General features: G+C 72.4%; 18 protein-coding genes. 13 read left to right on the forward strand and 5 right to left on the reverse strand.

The annotated features are described in order from the left end of the window. Nucleotides 1-34: 34 nt before the first annotated feature. The 3 genes from G514_RS0100410 to G514_RS0100420 form a co-directional block, all read right to left on the reverse strand. A complete protein-coding gene (locus G514_RS0100410; RefSeq protein ID WP_157544521.1) occupies nucleotides 35-634 on the reverse strand; it encodes a methyltransferase domain-containing protein in 600 nt (199 codons plus the stop codon). A 104-nt stretch (nucleotides 635-738) separates the two neighbouring features. Beyond that, nucleotides 739-1377: a VOC family protein gene (locus tag G514_RS0100415; protein ID WP_028650155.1), complete on the reverse strand. Its 639-nt coding sequence runs from the start codon at nucleotides 1375-1377 to the stop codon at nucleotides 739-741. A 240-nt stretch (nucleotides 1378-1617) separates the two neighbouring features. Continuing rightward, nucleotides 1618-2385: a DUF3109 family protein gene (locus tag G514_RS0100420; protein WP_028650156.1), complete on the reverse strand. Its 768-nt coding sequence runs from the start codon at nucleotides 2383-2385 to the stop codon at nucleotides 1618-1620. An 81-nt stretch (nucleotides 2386-2466) separates the two neighbouring features. Between G514_RS0100420 and G514_RS0100425 the strand changes: the two genes are divergently transcribed. The 7 genes from G514_RS0100425 to G514_RS23980 all read left to right on the forward strand — a co-directional run bounded on the left by G514_RS0100425 (nucleotide 2467) and on the right by G514_RS23980 (nucleotide 8006). Beyond that, nucleotides 2467-3249 carry a sugar phosphate isomerase/epimerase family protein gene (locus tag G514_RS0100425; protein WP_028650157.1) on the forward strand — a complete coding sequence of 261 codons (783 nt, stop codon included), beginning with the start codon at nucleotides 2467-2469 and terminating at the stop codon, nucleotides 3247-3249. 11 nt (nucleotides 3250-3260) lie between these two features. After that, entirely contained in the window at nucleotides 3261-3851 is a 591-nt protein-coding gene (locus G514_RS0100430) for a TetR/AcrR family transcriptional regulator (RefSeq protein WP_028650158.1), read from the forward strand. 42 nt (nucleotides 3852-3893) lie between these two features. Beyond that, on the forward strand, nucleotides 3894-4601 hold the full coding sequence (locus G514_RS0100435; protein ID WP_036563156.1) for an ABC transporter ATP-binding protein: 708 nt from the start codon (nucleotides 3894-3896) through the stop codon (nucleotides 4599-4601). 86 nt (nucleotides 4602-4687) lie between these two features. Beyond that, nucleotides 4688-5413 carry an ABC transporter permease gene (locus tag G514_RS0100440; protein ID WP_245582054.1) on the forward strand — a complete coding sequence of 242 codons (726 nt, stop codon included), beginning with the start codon at nucleotides 4688-4690 and terminating at the stop codon, nucleotides 5411-5413. Between the two features lie 44 nt (nucleotides 5414-5457). Next, entirely contained in the window at nucleotides 5458-6405 is a 948-nt protein-coding gene (locus tag G514_RS0100445; protein WP_245582055.1) for a proline dehydrogenase family protein, read from the forward strand. A gap of 62 nt (nucleotides 6406-6467) precedes the next feature. After that, nucleotides 6468-7271, forward strand: a complete 804-nt coding sequence (proC, locus tag G514_RS0100450; protein WP_028650162.1) for a pyrroline-5-carboxylate reductase — start codon at nucleotides 6468-6470, stop codon at nucleotides 7269-7271. Nucleotides 7272-7322: 51 nt separating this feature from the next. Further along, nucleotides 7323-8006, forward strand: a complete 684-nt coding sequence (locus G514_RS23980) for an SRPBCC family protein (RefSeq protein WP_051246330.1) — start codon at nucleotides 7323-7325, stop codon at nucleotides 8004-8006. 10 nt (nucleotides 8007-8016) lie between these two features. Here G514_RS23980 and G514_RS0100460 read toward each other — a convergent pair whose 3' ends face one another. Next, nucleotides 8017-8835: a TIR domain-containing protein gene (locus G514_RS0100460; protein WP_028650163.1), complete on the reverse strand. Its 819-nt coding sequence runs from the start codon at nucleotides 8833-8835 to the stop codon at nucleotides 8017-8019. Between the two features lie 154 nt (nucleotides 8836-8989). Between G514_RS0100460 and G514_RS0100465 the strand changes: the two genes are divergently transcribed. Continuing rightward, entirely contained in the window at nucleotides 8990-9904 is a 915-nt protein-coding gene (locus G514_RS0100465; protein ID WP_028650164.1) for a haloalkane dehalogenase, read from the forward strand. 73 nt (nucleotides 9905-9977) lie between these two features. On the opposite strand, the gene trpS is transcribed toward G514_RS0100465, so the two are convergent. Next, entirely contained in the window at nucleotides 9978-10928 is a 951-nt protein-coding gene (gene trpS, locus G514_RS0100470; protein WP_028650165.1) for a tryptophan--tRNA ligase, read from the reverse strand. A 171-nt stretch (nucleotides 10929-11099) separates the two neighbouring features. Here trpS and G514_RS0100475 point away from each other — a divergent pair, with 171 nt between their 5' ends. The 5 genes from G514_RS0100475 to G514_RS0100495 all read left to right on the forward strand — a co-directional run bounded on the left by G514_RS0100475 (nucleotide 11100) and on the right by G514_RS0100495 (nucleotide 15200). After that, on the forward strand, nucleotides 11100-12284 hold the full coding sequence (locus G514_RS0100475; protein ID WP_028650166.1) for an acetoin utilization protein AcuC: 1185 nt from the start codon (nucleotides 11100-11102) through the stop codon (nucleotides 12282-12284). A 209-nt stretch (nucleotides 12285-12493) separates the two neighbouring features. After that, a complete protein-coding gene (locus G514_RS0100480; protein WP_245582056.1) occupies nucleotides 12494-12676 on the forward strand; it encodes a helix-turn-helix domain-containing protein in 183 nt (60 codons plus the stop codon). Between the two features lie 152 nt (nucleotides 12677-12828). Next, complete coding sequence (locus G514_RS29660) at nucleotides 12829-12930, forward strand: 30S ribosomal protein bS22 (protein WP_008356322.1); 102 nt, start codon at nucleotides 12829-12831, stop codon at nucleotides 12928-12930. A 28-nt stretch (nucleotides 12931-12958) separates the two neighbouring features. Continuing rightward, nucleotides 12959-14020, forward strand: coding sequence for an NAD-dependent epimerase/dehydratase family protein (locus tag G514_RS23985; RefSeq protein WP_051246333.1), 1062 nt, complete (start codon nucleotides 12959-12961; stop codon nucleotides 14018-14020). After that, nucleotides 14013-15200: a lysophospholipid acyltransferase family protein gene (locus tag G514_RS0100495; protein WP_028650168.1), complete on the forward strand. Its 1188-nt coding sequence runs from the start codon at nucleotides 14013-14015 to the stop codon at nucleotides 15198-15200. Before G514_RS23985 ends, G514_RS0100495 begins: the two co-directional genes overlap by 8 nt. Nucleotides 15201-15220: the final 20 nt, after the last annotated feature.

Below are 15220 nucleotides of genomic sequence, written 5' to 3' on the forward strand. Positions count from 1 at the left end.
GAGGCCGCGCGAGCAACGAGGTCGCGACGGGCGGTCAGAACTCCCGCGACCACAGGTTGACCGCGTAGTCGACCTCGAGACCCTCGTGCTCGGCGAGGATCGCCTCGGCCGTGGCGCCGTCGAACTCGATGCGCACGACCGACTCGAGGTCGGCGCGCGAGGAGAACCGCCAGCCCATGTCGACCGGGGTGCGCGTCCAGCCGTGCGTCGACCAGAACCGCTCGACCGTGTCCGCGTCGGGCACGTCCGGGTAGCCGCGCCGGAACCAGCCGCCGAACGTCGACCGGGTCGGGTCGTTGTCGACGACCAGGGCCACGCCGCCGCGGCGTACGACGCGGTCGAGCTCGGCGAGACCGGGCTCGCAGCCGGGACCGAAGAAGTAGGCCCACCGCGCGTGGACGACGTCGACGGAGGCATCGGGGAGGGGCAGGTCCTGCGCGGTGCCGTGGTGGACGGTGACGTTCGGTAGCGCGCGGGTCCGGCGCCGCGCGAGCGCGACCAGGTCGGGGTGCGGGTCCACCCCGGTCACGGTCGCCGCCTCGGAGGCGAACCGCGGGAGGTGGAAGCCCGTGCCGCAGCCGACGTCGAGCACGTCGCGGCCGGCCCAGCCGGCCTCGCCCGCCAGCGACCTCATCGCCTCCCAGAGCCGACCGCCGGGGTCGCAGGCGCGGTTCTCGACCTCGTAGGTCGCCGGGTGGTGCCAGATGTTGGGGCTGGGGCGGGTGCCCTCGGGGAGCGTCAGATCCGGACCAGGCCGTGCGGGGTCTGCACCTGGACGGCGATGATGCCGGGCATGCCGTTGGGGGCCGCCCACTCGACCTTCACGTCCTCGAGCGGCGCCTCGACCGTCTCGCCGAGCCACTCGCTGACACGCTGGGAGTCGCCGGCGATCTCGAGGCAGGCCAGCGAGAAGCTCTCGTCGGCACCGAAGCTCGGGTGCAGCTCACCGGGCACGTCCCACTGGATGAAGAACGGCAGCTGCGGGTCGGCGATCAGGCCGTTGACCCCGATCTGCTTCCAGCGCAGCTCGGTGCCGTCGGGGCGGTGCCGGCTGCCGACCACGGCCTCGCGACCGAGGCGGCGCTCCGCGACCGTGATGTCGTCGACCGCCACGACCCAGCCGAGCCAGCCGCCGCCGAGCGCCGACCGCGCGCGGACCGCCTGGCCGAACGGCGCCTTGTCGGACGCCGGGTGGTCGAGGACCTCGACCACCTCGAGGTAGGTGTGGTCGGCCAGCGGCAGAACCATGTTGCGGGTGCCGAAGCGCGGGTGCACGCCACCGTCGACGAACTCCGTGCCGAGCAGGGCGCCGATGCGCGCGGCCGTCGAGGCCAGCCCGTCGGGACCCGCGGCGAACGAGAGGTGGTCGAGACGCATGCAGAGATTGTGAACGGCGAAGGTTCGCTCGACCAAAGCGGGGTCGGTGTCTCTTGATGTCGAGATTCCGGCGCCTGAGCCGGGTCGCGCGAGGAACGAGCGCGGCGCGACGCGAAGGGGTTGAGCGAGCGCGCGGCTGAGCCTGCGAAGCCGCGACCGCGGGTCGAAACCCTCCGCAGCCAGCGCGCCGGACGCCACCGCGCCCAGGAAGGTCGGACGGCGGGTCAGGTCAGAGCCCCGTCAGGTCCGCGGGTCCGCGGGGTGGATCGCCAGCGCCGAGCGCGACAGCAGGTGCGCCTCGCAGTGCCGGGCGAGCTCGGCGTACGCCGCGGCGCCCATCAGCTCGGTCAGCTCGGCCGCGCTGGTGATGTAGAGCGGCTCGGGCGCGTTGTGCGCCTCGGTGTTGCCGGTGCAGTACCAGTCGAGGTCGTGGCCGCCGGGTCCCCAGCCACGGCGGTCGTACTCGCCGATCGAGACCTCGGTGTAGTCGGTGCCGTCCTGGCGCTTGACGGTCCGGAACGTGCGCCGGATCGGCAGCTGCCAGCAGACGTCGGGCTTGGTCTCGAGGGGGTTCTTCTCGAGCACGTAGGCGAGCGCGTGCAGCGCACAGCCGGCGCCGAGGTGAAAATCGGTGCGGTTGTGGAAGATGCACGCGGACTGGCCGGCGTACTCCACGACCATCGTCTTGCGCTCGCCGTCCTCGTCGACGTCGACCCAGTCGCGCTTCTTCACCTTCGCCTTGGCCGGGCGGAACTGCCACAGGGTCTCGTCGAGCATGCCGACGTACTCCGCCACGCGGTTCTCGTCGTCCTTGTCGGCGAAGTGCGCGCCCAGCGCGCAGCAGCCCACGTCGGGGGAGTCGGCATAGATGCCCTTGCAGCCCTGGCCGAAGATGCACTGGTAGCTCGAGGTGAGCCACGTGAGGTCGCAGCGCATCACCTCCGACTCGTCGTCGGGGTTGACGAACTCGACGTAGGCACGGGGAAAGACCAGGTCGACCTCGGGCACCCGGCCAAGGCTACGCAGGTACCGTGGAGCCATGCGCGTGGGCGTGCCGGACCTCTGCTCGGACACCGGGCACGTGCTCGCGTGAGCCGCATCGGTCTGAGCACCTCCTCGGTCTATCCCGAGTCGTCGGCGCACGCGTTCGGGTACGCCGCCAGCCTGGGCTACGACGCCGTCGAGGTGATGGTGATCGACGGGCTCAGCCAGTCGATCTCGGCGGTCAAGCAGCTCTCCGAGCACCACCAGATGCCGGTCTCCGCGATCCACGCGCCGTGCCTGCTGTTCACCCAGCGGGTCTGGGGCACGGAGCCGTGGGGCAAGCTCGAGCGGTCGGCCGAGATGGCCGAGGCGGTGGGCGCCGAGGTGGTCGTCGTGCACCCGCCGTTCCGCTGGCAGAAGGAGTACGCCCGCGACTTCGTCAACGGTATCGCCGCCCTCGAGGAGTCGACCGGCATCGCGTTCGCGGTCGAGAACATGTATCCCTGGCGCGCCTCGTCGAAGCGCGGCATGGAGATGTACCTCCCCGGCTGGGACCCGTCCGCCGAGCCCTACGCCAACACCACGATCGACCTCTCGCACGCCTCGATCGCCGCCGACGACCCGATCGCGATGGCCGACCGCCTCGGCCCGCGGCTGCGACACATCCACCTGACCGACGGCAGCGGCTCCGCCAAGGACGAGCACCTCGTGCCGGGCCGGGGCAGCGTCGGTGCCGGGGAGTTCCTGCGCCACGTCGCCCGCACCGGCTTCCGCGGCGAGATCGTCGTCGAGATCAACACCCGGAAGGCGTCCTCGCGCGAGGAGCGGGAGAAGGACCTGCGCGAGTCGCTCGACTTCGCTCGCGACCACTTCTTCCAGTCGGCCTAGGCTCCTCGCGCATGTCGACCACGCGCCGGGGGCGCCGACCGGGCTCCCCGGACACCCGCGCCGCGATCCTGGCGGAGGCGCGCACCCTCTTCGCGTCCGCCGGGTACGCCGGCACGTCGGTCCGCGCGGTCGCCGCCGCCGCGGGCGTCGACGCCGCCCTCGTGCACCACTACTTCGGCACCAAGGACGACCTCTTCCTCGCCGCGCTGCAGGCCCCGATCGACCCGCGCCAGGTGTTCGCGCCGGTGGCGGAGGGCGGGATCGACGGCGCCGGGGAGCGGCTCCTGCGGACCTTCCTCTCGGTGTGGGACGACGAGACGACCCGGCTGCCGCTGCTCACCATGGTGCGCAGCGTCTTCGACCCCGAGCGGCAGCCGCTGGTCCGCGACGGGTACATGCGGGTCGTGCTGGGCCCGATCGGCACGGCCCTCGGCGTCGAGGACGTCGAGCTGCGCATGTCGCTGGTCGGCTCGCAGCTGATGGGCATCGTGCTCGCGCGCTACGTCGTGCAGGTCGAGCCGCTCGCCTCGGCCTCCCACGACCAGCTCGTGGCGGCGTACGCCCCCACGCTGCAGCGCTACCTGGACGGCGTGCTGGGGTGACCCGCATTGCCCGGCCGTCCGGCCCCTGCGACAATTCATCACGTGGTGAATAATCTCGTCGAGGTGCGCGGGCTGACCGTGGTCCGCGACCGGCCGGTGCTCGACGGGCTCGACGTGACGATCGGGTCCGGGGTGACCGGGCTGCTCGGGCCGAGCGGCTGCGGGAAGTCGACGCTGCTGCGCGCGATCGTCGGCGTCCAGCAGGTCCAGGGCGGCACGGTCACGGTGCTCGGGCAGCGGGCGGGGAGCGCGGGCCTGCGCAGCCGGATCGGCTACGTCACCCAGGAGCCCAGCGTCTACGACGACCTCACGGTCGTCGAGAACCTGCGGTTCTTCGCCCGCGTCCTCGGCTGCGCCGACGCCGAGGTGGACGCTGCGATCGACGCCGTCGACCTCGGGTCGCACGCGGACGCCCGGGTGGGCCGGCTGAGCGGTGGCCAGCGGTCGCGGGCCAGCCTCGCGGTGGCGCTGCTCGGCGCACCCGACCTGCTCGTGCTCGACGAGCCGACCGTCGGGCTCGACCCGGTGCTCCGGCGCGACCTCTGGATGCTGTTCCACCGGCTGGCCGACGAGGGCGCCGCCGTGCTGGTCTCGAGCCACGTGATGGACGAGGCCGAGCGCTGCGACCAGCTCCTGCTGATGCGCGAGGGCGCGATCCTCGCCCACGACACCCCGGAGGCGATCAAGCGGCAGGCCGGAACGGCGGACGTCGAGTCGGCGTTCCTCGCCCTCGTCGAGGACGCCTCGTGATCACCCCACGAAACGCTGGGGATGGACGCGCTCCGCGCGGTGGGAGCAGCCTTCCGCGGGGACCCCGAAAGGCGTTGACTCCTCGCGTGACGTGGGCCGTCGCCGTCCGCGTCCTGACCCAGCTGCGCCGCGACCCCCGCACCGTCGCGCTGCTGCTCGTGGTGCCGTGCCTGCTGATCTCGCTGCTGTGGTGGATGTTCGAGGACTCGCTGGGCGACCCGTTCGACCGCGTCGGGCCGGCGCTCATCGCGATGTTCCCGTTCACGGTGATGTTCCTCGTGACCAGCGTGACGACGCTCCGCGAGCGGTCCAGCGGCACCCTCGAACGGCTGCTCGCGATGCCGATGGGCAAGCTCGACTTCCTGCTCGGCTACGCCGTGGCCTTCGGCGTCGTCGCCGCCGTGCAGTCGCTGCTCGCGGTCACGGTCTCGGTCGGGCTGCTCGGGCTGGACGTCGAGGGTCCGGTCTGGCTGCTCTGCGTGGTCGCGATCGCCGACGCCGTGCTCGGCTCGGCGCTCGGGCTCTTCGTCAGCGCGTTCGCGCGGACGGAGTTCCAGGCGGTGCAGTTCCTGCCGGCGGTGGTGTTCCCGCAGATCCTCCTGTGCGGGCTCTTCGTGCCCCGCGACTCGCTGCCCACGGTGCTGCACGCCGCGAGCGACGTGCTCCCGCTGTCCTACGCCGTCGACGCCATGAACCACCTGACCCGCGATGCCGACACCGGCACGGTCTGGCTCGACGTGCTGGTCGTGGCGGCGTTCGCCCTGGCGGCGCTGGCGCTCGGGGCGGCGACGCTGCGGCGGCGTACGCCGTAGGCCGGACCCCGGCCCGGGCCGGCGGGCGTCGTAGCCTGTCTGGCATGGCGTTGATGAGCCGGCCGCTGCTCCTCCTGAGCCGCAGCGACCTGGTCAAGAACCTGGTCAGCACGATGCCGGTCTCGGCGGGGATCGTGCGCAGCTACGTCCCGGGCGAGACGACCGACGCCGTCGTCGAGGCGACCGCGCGGCTGGTCGACGAGGGCATCCGGGTGACCCTCGACTTCCTCGGCGAGGACACCCTCGACGCCGAGCAGGCCGAGGCGACCGTGGCGGCCTACCTCGAGGTGCTCGAGGCCCTCTCCGCGCGCGGGCTGACCCGCATGGCCGAGGTCTCGGTGAAGCTGTCCGCCATCGGCCAGGCGCTGCCCGACGACGTCGCCGGGGGCGGCCACAAGATCGCACTCGAGAACGCCCGCACCATCTGCCGCGCCGCGCGCAACGCCGGCACCACCGTCACCCTCGACATGGAGGACCACACCACCACCGACTCGACGCTGGCGATCCTGCGCGAGCTGCGCAAGGACTTCCCCGAGACCGGGGCCGTGCTGCAGGCCTACCTCCACCGCACCGAGGCCGACTGCCGGGCGCTGGCCTACGAGGGCTCGCGGGTGCGGCTGTGCAAGGGCGCCTACAACGAGCCGGAGGAGGTCGCCTTCCAGTCCGACCTGGACGTCGACCGGTCCTACGTGCGCTGCCTCAAGGTGCTGCTTGCCGGGCAGGGCTACCCCATGATCGCGACCCACGACCCCCGCCTCGTCGAGATCGCGTCCACGCTGGCCTCGCGCTACGGCCGCGACCAGGGGTCCTACGAGTTCCAGATGCTCTTCGGCATCCGTCCCGACGAGCAGCGCCGGCTGGTGAAGGCCGGCGAGCGGGTCCGGGTCTACATCCCCTACGGCCAGGAGTGGTACGGCTACCTGATGCGCCGGCTCGCCGAGCGCCCGCAGAACCTGTCGTTCTTCCTGAAGTCGCTGATCTCGAAGAAGTGAGCCGGCGTCCGGCGGCGGCGAACTCGACGGCGCCCCGCTCGTGAGTGGTGGATGATGACCACGTGAAGCAGACCGCGATCCTCGGCGCCGGCGTCATGGGCGAGACCCTGCTGTCGGGCCTGGTCCGTGCCGGGCGCCGCGTCGACCAGCTGCTCGTCGGCGAGAAGCGCGCCGAGCGGGCGCGCGAGCTCGAGGAGCGGTACGGCGTCGCGGTCGTCGGCAACGTCGAGGCCGCCGCCAAGGCCGACACTGTCGCGATCGTGGTCAAGCCCCAGGACATGGGCGACCTGCTCGACGAGATCGGCCCGTCGCTGCGGCCGGGCCAGCTGCTGGTGTCGCTGGCGGCCGGCATCACCACCGCCTACATCGAGTCGCGGGTCCCCGAGGGCGTCGCGGTCGTCCGGGTCATGCCCAACACCCCGGCACTGGTCGACGAGGGCATGGCCGCGGTCTCGCCCGGCTCGCACTGCTCCGAGGACCACCTGCGCGAGGCCGAGGAGCTGATGGCCTCGGTCGGCAGGGTGCTGCGGATCCCCGAGCGGCAGCAGGACGCCGTCACGGCCATCTCCGGCTCCGGGCCGGCCTACATCTTCTTCGTCGTCGAGTCGATGATCGAGGCCGGCGTCCACCTCGGCCTGCCGCGCACCACGGCGTCCGAGCTGGTGATCCAGACCCTCGTCGGCTCGGCCAAGATGCTCCGCGAGACCGGCACCCACCCCACGGTGCTGCGCGAGCAGGTCACCTCCCCCGGTGGCACCACCGCGTCGGCGCTGCGCGAGCTCGAGATCCACAAGGTGCGCGCGGCGTTCCTCGCCGCCATGGAGTCCGCGCGCGACCGGTCGCGCGAGCTCGCCGAGGGCACCTGACTCCGACCCCGGTAGGACGACGCCGGGGCCTGCCGTCACCAGACTGGTCGCATGACCTCTCGAGGTGACCTCCGGCTCCCGACGGTGTGGGGCGCGACGCCCGACGAGGTCGCGCGGCACTACCCGGCCGACGACCTGCTGCCCGGCGCCCGCCTGCTCACCCGCGCGATCTCCGTGGCCGCGCCGGCCGACCTGACCTGGCGCTGGCTCTGCCAGATCGCCCTGGCGCCGTACAGCTACGACTGGATCGACAACCGCGGCCGTCGCAGCCCGCAGACCCTCACCCCCGGCGCCGACCGGCTCGAGCTCGGCCAGACGATGGCCGTGGTCTTCACGCTCCGGTCCTTCGACGAGGGACACCGGTGGACGGCGCTCACCACGCCCCGCGGGCAGCTGATGTTCGGCCCGGTCGCCATGACCTACGCCGCTGAGCCCGACGGGGCCGGCTCACGGATCGTGTGCCGGCTGGCGGTCTCCGCCCGCGGGCCGGCCGCCCGCCTCCGCGGCCACGCGCTCGCGTGGGGCGACCTCGTGATGATGCGCCGCCAGCTGCTGAACCTGAAGGCGCTCGCCGAGCGCGACTCTAGGCCGTGTCTCTCAATTCATGGCGGCGCCGGACGCCGCCCAGATCACGCGCTGGCGGCGTTGCCGACACTTCGGAGACGCCCAGTCTGCGCGCGTGCCGGCGCCTTGCCAGCGCGCGCCTGGACGACGCCGGCATCCACCAGCAATTGAGAGACACGGCCTAGGAGTTCGCGTGGCCGTCCCAGTCCTGCAGGCGCTGGGCGATGAGCGCCCTGCGCTCGTCCGAGGTGCCGGAGTCGAGGACCGCCCAGTCGCCGGGGTCGGCGCGCAGGTAGACGCCCGACGTGCGGACGCCGGGCCCGTGGTCGTCGAGGCGGATCGTGTACTCGCCGGCGGCACGGCTCGGAGACTCGAGCTTGATCTCGCCGGTGCCCTCGAACCGCGGCGCGTCCGCGTGCCGGGGCCGCTCGCCGCGGTGGAAGTAGAAGATCCCTGCCGGGTCGGTCAGCTCCCGGGTGGCCTCGCTCCAGTAGCGCGCCGACAGGGTCCCGTCGGCCTGCCACGAGCGACCGCTGACCTCGAGGCCGCCTCCGCGGTGGCGAGAGATCCGCAGCAGGCTCACCGCGGAGGGCTCGACCTCGCTGCGCGCGCTCAGCGAGTACTGCCACCAGTCGCCCTCGATGCGCGCGAGCCGCCCCTCGTCCTCGATCGCCTTGCGGAGCTTCTGGTTGACGCTCTTGAGCTCCTGCGGGGTCAGGTCGGGGTCGTAGCGCACGTTGGTCAGCCCGAGCAGGTCGGTCGGCAGCTTGGCGCCGTTCGCGTGCAGGATGAACGTGCGGCGCATGCCGAGCGCCCCGCCGAACAGCCCCGCCTCGAAGACGACGTTGTCGCGCGGCGAGGCCATGCCGGGCACGGCGGTGCCGGGGTCGCCGGGCGTCGCGGTCGTCCAGTCGTCCTGCGCGAAGACGAACGCCGCGAAGTCCACCTCGTGGGTCAGCCGCACCAGCGTCTCGAGCGTGGACGACCCGGGGTTGAACACGCCCGTCCACGGCTCGAACCTCGGCCACGGCGGCAAGCCCGCCGGTGAGCGACTTGAGCAGCCGCTGCTGCTTGCCCGACGACCCGAGGAAGATGCGCGGCTTGTCCATGGTCGGGTCATCGTAGTGCGCGGCCGCACCCGCCAGACTGGCCTGATGGAGACCTTCCGCACCCCCGACGAGCGGTTCGCCGACCTGCCCGACTTCCCCTGGCAGCCGTCGTACGCCGAGGTCGCCGACGGCGACGGCGGCACGCTCCGGATGGCCTACGTCGACGCCGGGCCCGCCGGAGGCCCCGTGGCGCTGCTGCTGCACGGCGAGCCGTCGTGGTCGTTCCTCTACCGGCACGTGATCGCCGGGCTCACCGGTGCCGGGGTGCGCTGCGTCGCGCTCGACCTGGTGGGGTTCGGACGGTCCGACAAGCCGCTCGCGACGGGCGACCACACGTTCGCGCGGCACGTCGAGTGGGTGCGGGCGCTCGCGTTCGACCACCTCGACCTGCGCGAGGTCACGCTGGTCGGCCAGGACTGGGGCGGGCTCATCGGGCTGCGGCTGGTCGCCGAGCACCCGGACCGGTTCGTGCGCGTCGTAGCCGCGAACACCGGACTGCCGACGGGCGACTTCGACATGCCGGAGATCTGGTGGATGTTCCACGACGCGGTGGCCAAGGCGGAGGTGCTCGACATCGGAAGGCTCGTCGCGGCCGGCTGCGCGCGCGGCATGAGCGACGAGGTGCGGGCGGCGTACGACGCGCCGTTCCCCACCGAGCAGTCGAAGGCCGGGCCGCGGGCGATGCCGACGCTCGTGCCGACCCGACCCGACGACCCGGCCACTCCCGCCAACCGGCGGGCGTGGGCGGCGCTCGGCGAGTGGGACCGGCCCTTCCTCACGGCGTTCAGCGACTCCGACCCGATCACCGGGGGCATGGAGACGATCCTGCAGCGCCACGTCCCCGGCGCCCACGGCCTCGGCCACCCGACCATCGCGAACGCCGGCCACTTCCTCCAGGAGGACGCCGGTGACGCGCTGGGCAGCGTCGTCGCGCGGTTCATGTCCGCCCCGTCGGGATAGTCCCTGACGTTTGGGCCCCTGTTGTGGAGGCGGAAGGGCTCGTACGTCAGGGACTATCCCGGCCCGGGGACGGTCAGAGCCCGATGGCGGCGGAGGCCGCGGCGAGGACGGGGGCGGTGACCTCGCGGCAGCGGGCGGCCCCGTCGGCGAAGACCTGCGTCACGTGGACCGGGTCGGCGGCGAGGTCGGCGTACCGCTTCTGGATCGGCTCCAGGGTCGCGACCACCGCGTCGGTGACCGCGCGCTTGAGGGCGCCGTAGGTGTCGAGGCCCTCGGCCGAGCCGCCGCAGGCCTCCAGGACGTCGAGGAGGTTGGTGACACCGGGCTTCGCCTCCGACCGGCGTACGGCGCCCGGACCGGTGTCGGAGTCGGTGACCGCGCGCGACACCTTGCGGCGCACCACGTCGGGCGGGTCCAGCAGGTAGACCGAGCCGGCCGCCTCGGCGGACTTCGACATCTTGCGGTCCGGGTGCAGGAGGTCCATGACGCGGGCGGTGCCGCCCTCGGGCACGACCACCTCGGGCACCGTGAACACCGGTCCGTAGCGCCGGTTGAACCGCAGCGCCAGGTCGCGGGTCAGCTCGACGTGCTGGCGCTGGTCGGCGCCCACCGGCACCTGCTCGGGCCGGTAGAGCAGGATGTCGGCCGCCATCAGCGCCGGGTAGGTGAACAGGGAGACGCGCGTCGAGTCGACCCCGCGGCCCTTCTCCTTGAACTGGATCATCCGGTTCAGCTCGCCGGTCGTGGCGACGCACTCGAGCAGGTAGGCGAGCTGGGCGTGCGCCGGCACGTGGCTCTGCCGGAACAGCGTGGCCCGGTCCAGGCCCACCGCGAGGAACAGCGTGGCGGTCTCGTCGGCGTACGACCGGAGCAGGCGCGGGTCGTGCTCGGTGGTCATGGCGTGCAGGTCGGAGACGCCGTAGAACGCGTCCTCCTGGCGGCGTGACATCGGCAGCAGGGCGCCCAGGTAGCTGCCGAGGGTGAGCCGCCCGGACGGGGTCAGCAGGGAGAGCGTGCGGGTCATGTGGTGCTCCTTGTGATGAGAGCCCACGGCACGGCAGACATGCGAACGGCCGCCCCGTGGGCGGCCGGTGAGAGGAGTGCTGAAGCGTCAGCTGGTCGGTGGGCCGCCGTCAGGCGGGCCACCACTGGACGCAGCGGTTGCTCAGCACGCGATCAGGATACCTTCCCAGCCATGCGGTGCGCCGGTCCGAGCACGGTCGTCTTCGACCCGACGCTCACCGACTACGACTTCGGCCCGGCCCACCCGATGGCGCCGGTCCGGGTCGACCTGACGATGCAGCTCGCCCACGAGCTCGGCGTGACCACCGGCGGGCCGCTGCGCGTCGTCCCGGCGCCGGTCGCGACGCTCGACCAGATCGCCACCGTGCACGACCCCGCGCTGATCGAGGCGGTCCAGCGGGCCGGCAACACCGGCGCCGCCGAGCTGCAGGTGGGCCTGGGCAGCGAGGACAACCCGGTCTTCCTCGGCATGCACGAGGCCGCCGCGCACGTCGTCGGCGCCAGCCTGGAGGCGTTCCGCCAGGTGTGGTCGGGGGAGTCGCTGCACAGCGCGAACATCACCGGCGGCCTCCACCACGCGATGGCCGACCGGGCAAGCGGGTTCTGCGTCTACAACGACGTCGCGATCGGCATCCGCTGGCTGCTCGACCAGGGCGCCCAGCGGGTGGCGTACGTCGACGTCGACGTCCACCACGGCGACGGGGTGCAGGCGATCTTCTGGGACGACCCCCGGGTGCTCACGATCTCGCTGCACGAGACCGGGCAGTTCCTGTTCCCCGGCACCGGCTTCAGCGGCGACGTCGGCGGCGAGGGCGCCGAGGGCACCGCGGTCAACGTCTCGCTGCCACCGGGCACCGGCGACGCCGGCTGGCTGCGTGCCTTCCACGCGGTCGTTCCCGACCTGGTCCGCGAGTTCGCGCCCGACGTCCTGGTCACCCAGCAGGGCTGCGACTCGCACGCCGAGGACCCGCTGGCGCACCTCGTGCTCAGCGTCGACGGCCAGCGCGCGGCGTACGTCGCCCTCCACGAGCTCGCCCACGAGGTCGCGTCGGGCCGCTGGGTCGCGACCGGCGGCGGCGGCTACGCGCTGGTCGACGTGGTGCCGCGCGCCTGGACCCACCTGCTGGCGGTGGTCTCCGGCGCCCCGCTGGATGCCGAGACGCCGACGCCCCACGCGTGGCACGAGTACGTCGAGGAGCGGGTCGGCGTCACCGCCCCGCGGTCGATGAGCGATGGTCGTCCGCCGGAGTTCCGTGATTGGCGCGAGGGCTACGACCCCGGCACCTGGCTCGACCGGGAGATCAACGCGACCCGCACCGCCGTCTTCCCGTTGCACGGTCTCGACCCGCTGCCCTGAGGCGGTCTGGACCACTGCGGGCGGGAGTGATCGCGCCTCCGAGCGCAAGGTGACACGCCAGACCACTCACAGCACTTTTCAGAACCACTTCCCCACGAGTCACAACTGCCCCTATTCTCCCTAGAGGGGCGGCACGGGGCTCATCGGTGGGGAAGCCGATGACGTGCTGCACAGGAAAGAACGGTGCACCGATGGCTGGTTCTGCAGACATGTCTGACGCGAAGTTCCTGACCGTGGCGGAGGTCGCGGCGATGATGCGCGTCTCGAAGATGACGGTCTATCGCCTGGTGCACAACGGCGAGCTGCCGGCCGTGCGCGTGGGCCGCTCGTTCCGGGTGGTCGAGGAGGACGTCAACGAGTACCTCCGCAAGAGCTTCTACAACGCTGGCTGAACACCCACAAGCAACCCTTCCGTGCCCGCCCTTGATCGCGGGTTCGGCGCCTCGGCGTACGGCGGCTAGGCTTGCCCGGTCCTGCGGGCCTTCCCGCGGGGCGCTGGCCCGGCCCTGACGGCCGGCTCAGCCGTCCGTCGAAAGGTCTGTTCGTGGGTTCGGTCATCAAGAAGCGGCGCAAGCGCATGGCGAAGAAGAAGCACCGCAAGCTGCTCAAGAAGACGCGCGTGCAGCGTCGCAAGCTCGGCAAGTAGCCGCCGACCCCACTGCCACGGTCAGCTGATGGCTTCCGGCGAGCGCGTCGTCCTCGTGACGGGGGTCTCGCGAGACCTCGGTCGCCGGTCGGCGCGCGCGCTCGCGGCCGACCCGAGCGTCGACCGGGTCATCGGCGTCGACGTCGTCCCGCCGCGCGGTGACGTCGGCGACGTCTCCTTCGTGCGTGCCGACATCCGCAACCCGGTGATCGCCAAGGTCATCGCCAAGGAGAACGTCGACACGGTCGTGCACATGAGCGTCATCTCGACGCCCGGCAGCGCCGGCGGGCGCGGCACGATGAAGGAGCTCAACGTCATCGGCACGATGCAGCTCCTCGCTGCGTGCCAGAAGGCGCCGAGTGTCCAGCACCTCGTCGTGAAGTCGACCACCACGATGTATGGCGCGAGCAACCGTGACCCGGCGATGTTCACCGAGGACATGGAGCCGCGCCGCGGCGCCCGCTCGGGCTACGCCAAGGACGTCGCCGAGATCGAGGGCTACGTCCGCGGCTTCGCCCGGCGGCGGCCCGACGTCCGCGTCACCACGCTGCGCTGCGCCAACGTGATCGGCCCCCACGTGGTCAGCCCGCTCACGTCGTACTTCCGCCTGCCCGTCATCCCGACCGTGCTCGGGTTCGACGCGCGGCTGCAGTTCCTGCACGAGCAGGACCTCATGGACGTGCTCATCCACGCCGTCCGCCACGACCTCCCGGGCACCTTCAACATCGCCGGCGACGGCATCCTGATGCTGTCCCAGGCGCTGCGCCGGCTGAAGCGGCCGTCGGTGCCGATGCCCGGCCTCGCCGTCGGCGGCCTCGGCTCGCTGCTGCGCAGCGCCCGGCTCGCGGACTTCTCTCCGGAACAGCTCAGCTTCCTCACCTACGGTCGCGGGGTGGACACCACCCGGATGCGCGAGCAGCTCGGCTTCGAGCCGGCCTTCACGACCACCGAGGCCTTCGACGACTTCGCCGTGGGGTTGACGCCCACCGGCGGTCGGGTCGAGCGCGCGCTCACGGCGGCGCTCGACCAGCTCCCGCCCGTCCCGGACGACGCGCCTGCGCTCCACCCGGTCGGAGACCGCCGTGGGTGACGCGGAGATCATCCCGATCGGCACCCGCGGCCGTCCCGGCCGCGGCCAGGGGAGCGGCCGCCCCTCCGCGGCGTCACGCAGCCTGGCCGGCGGCACCCGCAAGACCGGCCCCGCCAAGGAGCGCCCGGCCGCCCGCCCGGCCGACGCCGAAGCCGACCCATCAGCAGACTCGCCCCGACCGCAGCCGGCCTCGACGACCGAGCCGCCCGCGGCCGAGGTCCGCGAGGTCCCGGCCGCGGCGCGGCGGCGCCCGCCAGCCCGCACCGAGGAGCGGACGCCCGGCAGCGGCATCCCCGCGCGAGACTGGCTCGCGGCGTTCCAGAGCGCGTCGCGCGAGCTGTTCGGCGACCAGTGGGAGCCCCAGCTGGCCCGCTTCCTCGCCTTCCTCCGGCGCCGGGTCACCGGCGACTACGTCGTCGACGAGTACGGCTTCGACCAAGAGATCACCGAGCGGTTCTTCATGACCGCGCTGCGGCCCATCGCGCAGAAGTGGTTCCGCATCGAGGTGCGCGGCATCGAGAACATCCCGTCCGAGGGCGGCGCGCTGGTGGTCTCCAACCACTCCGGCACGATCCCGGTCGACGGGCTGATGACGATGGTGACGATCCACGACCACACCGGCCGGTTCCTGCGCCCGCTCGGCGCCGACCTGGTCTTCAAGTCGCCGGTGGTCAGCACCCTGGCCCGCAAGGGCGGCACCACCCTGGCCTGCAACGAGGACGCCGAGCGGCTGCTGCGCGGCGGTGAGCTCGTCGGGGTCTGGCCCGAGGGGTTCAAGGGCATCGGCAAGCCGTACGCCGAGCGCTACAAGCTGCAGCGGTTCGGCCGGGGCGGCTTCGTGTCGGCGGCGCTGCGCACCCAGGTGCCGATCATTCCGCTCTCGGTCGTCGGCGCCGAGGAGATCTACCCGCTGGTGGCCAACCTGCCCTCGCTCGCACGGGTCCTGGGGCTGCCCTACCTGCCGATCACGCCATTGTTCCCGTGGCTCGGCCCGCTCGGCATGGTCCCGCTGCCGTCGAAGTGGCTGCTGGAGTTCGGCGAGCCGATCCGCACCGACGAGTACGACGCCGGCGCGGCCGAGGACCCGATGCTCGTCTTCAACGTCACCGACGAGGTGCGCGAGACGATCCAGTCGACGCTCTACTCGCTGCTCGTGCAGCGGCAGTCGGTCTTCCGCTAGCCGCTTCGCGGCGGGGGGTG

Source organism: Nocardioides halotolerans DSM 19273 (assembly GCF_000422805.1).
GTDB lineage: Bacteria > Actinomycetota > Actinomycetes > Propionibacteriales > Nocardioidaceae > Nocardioides > Nocardioides halotolerans.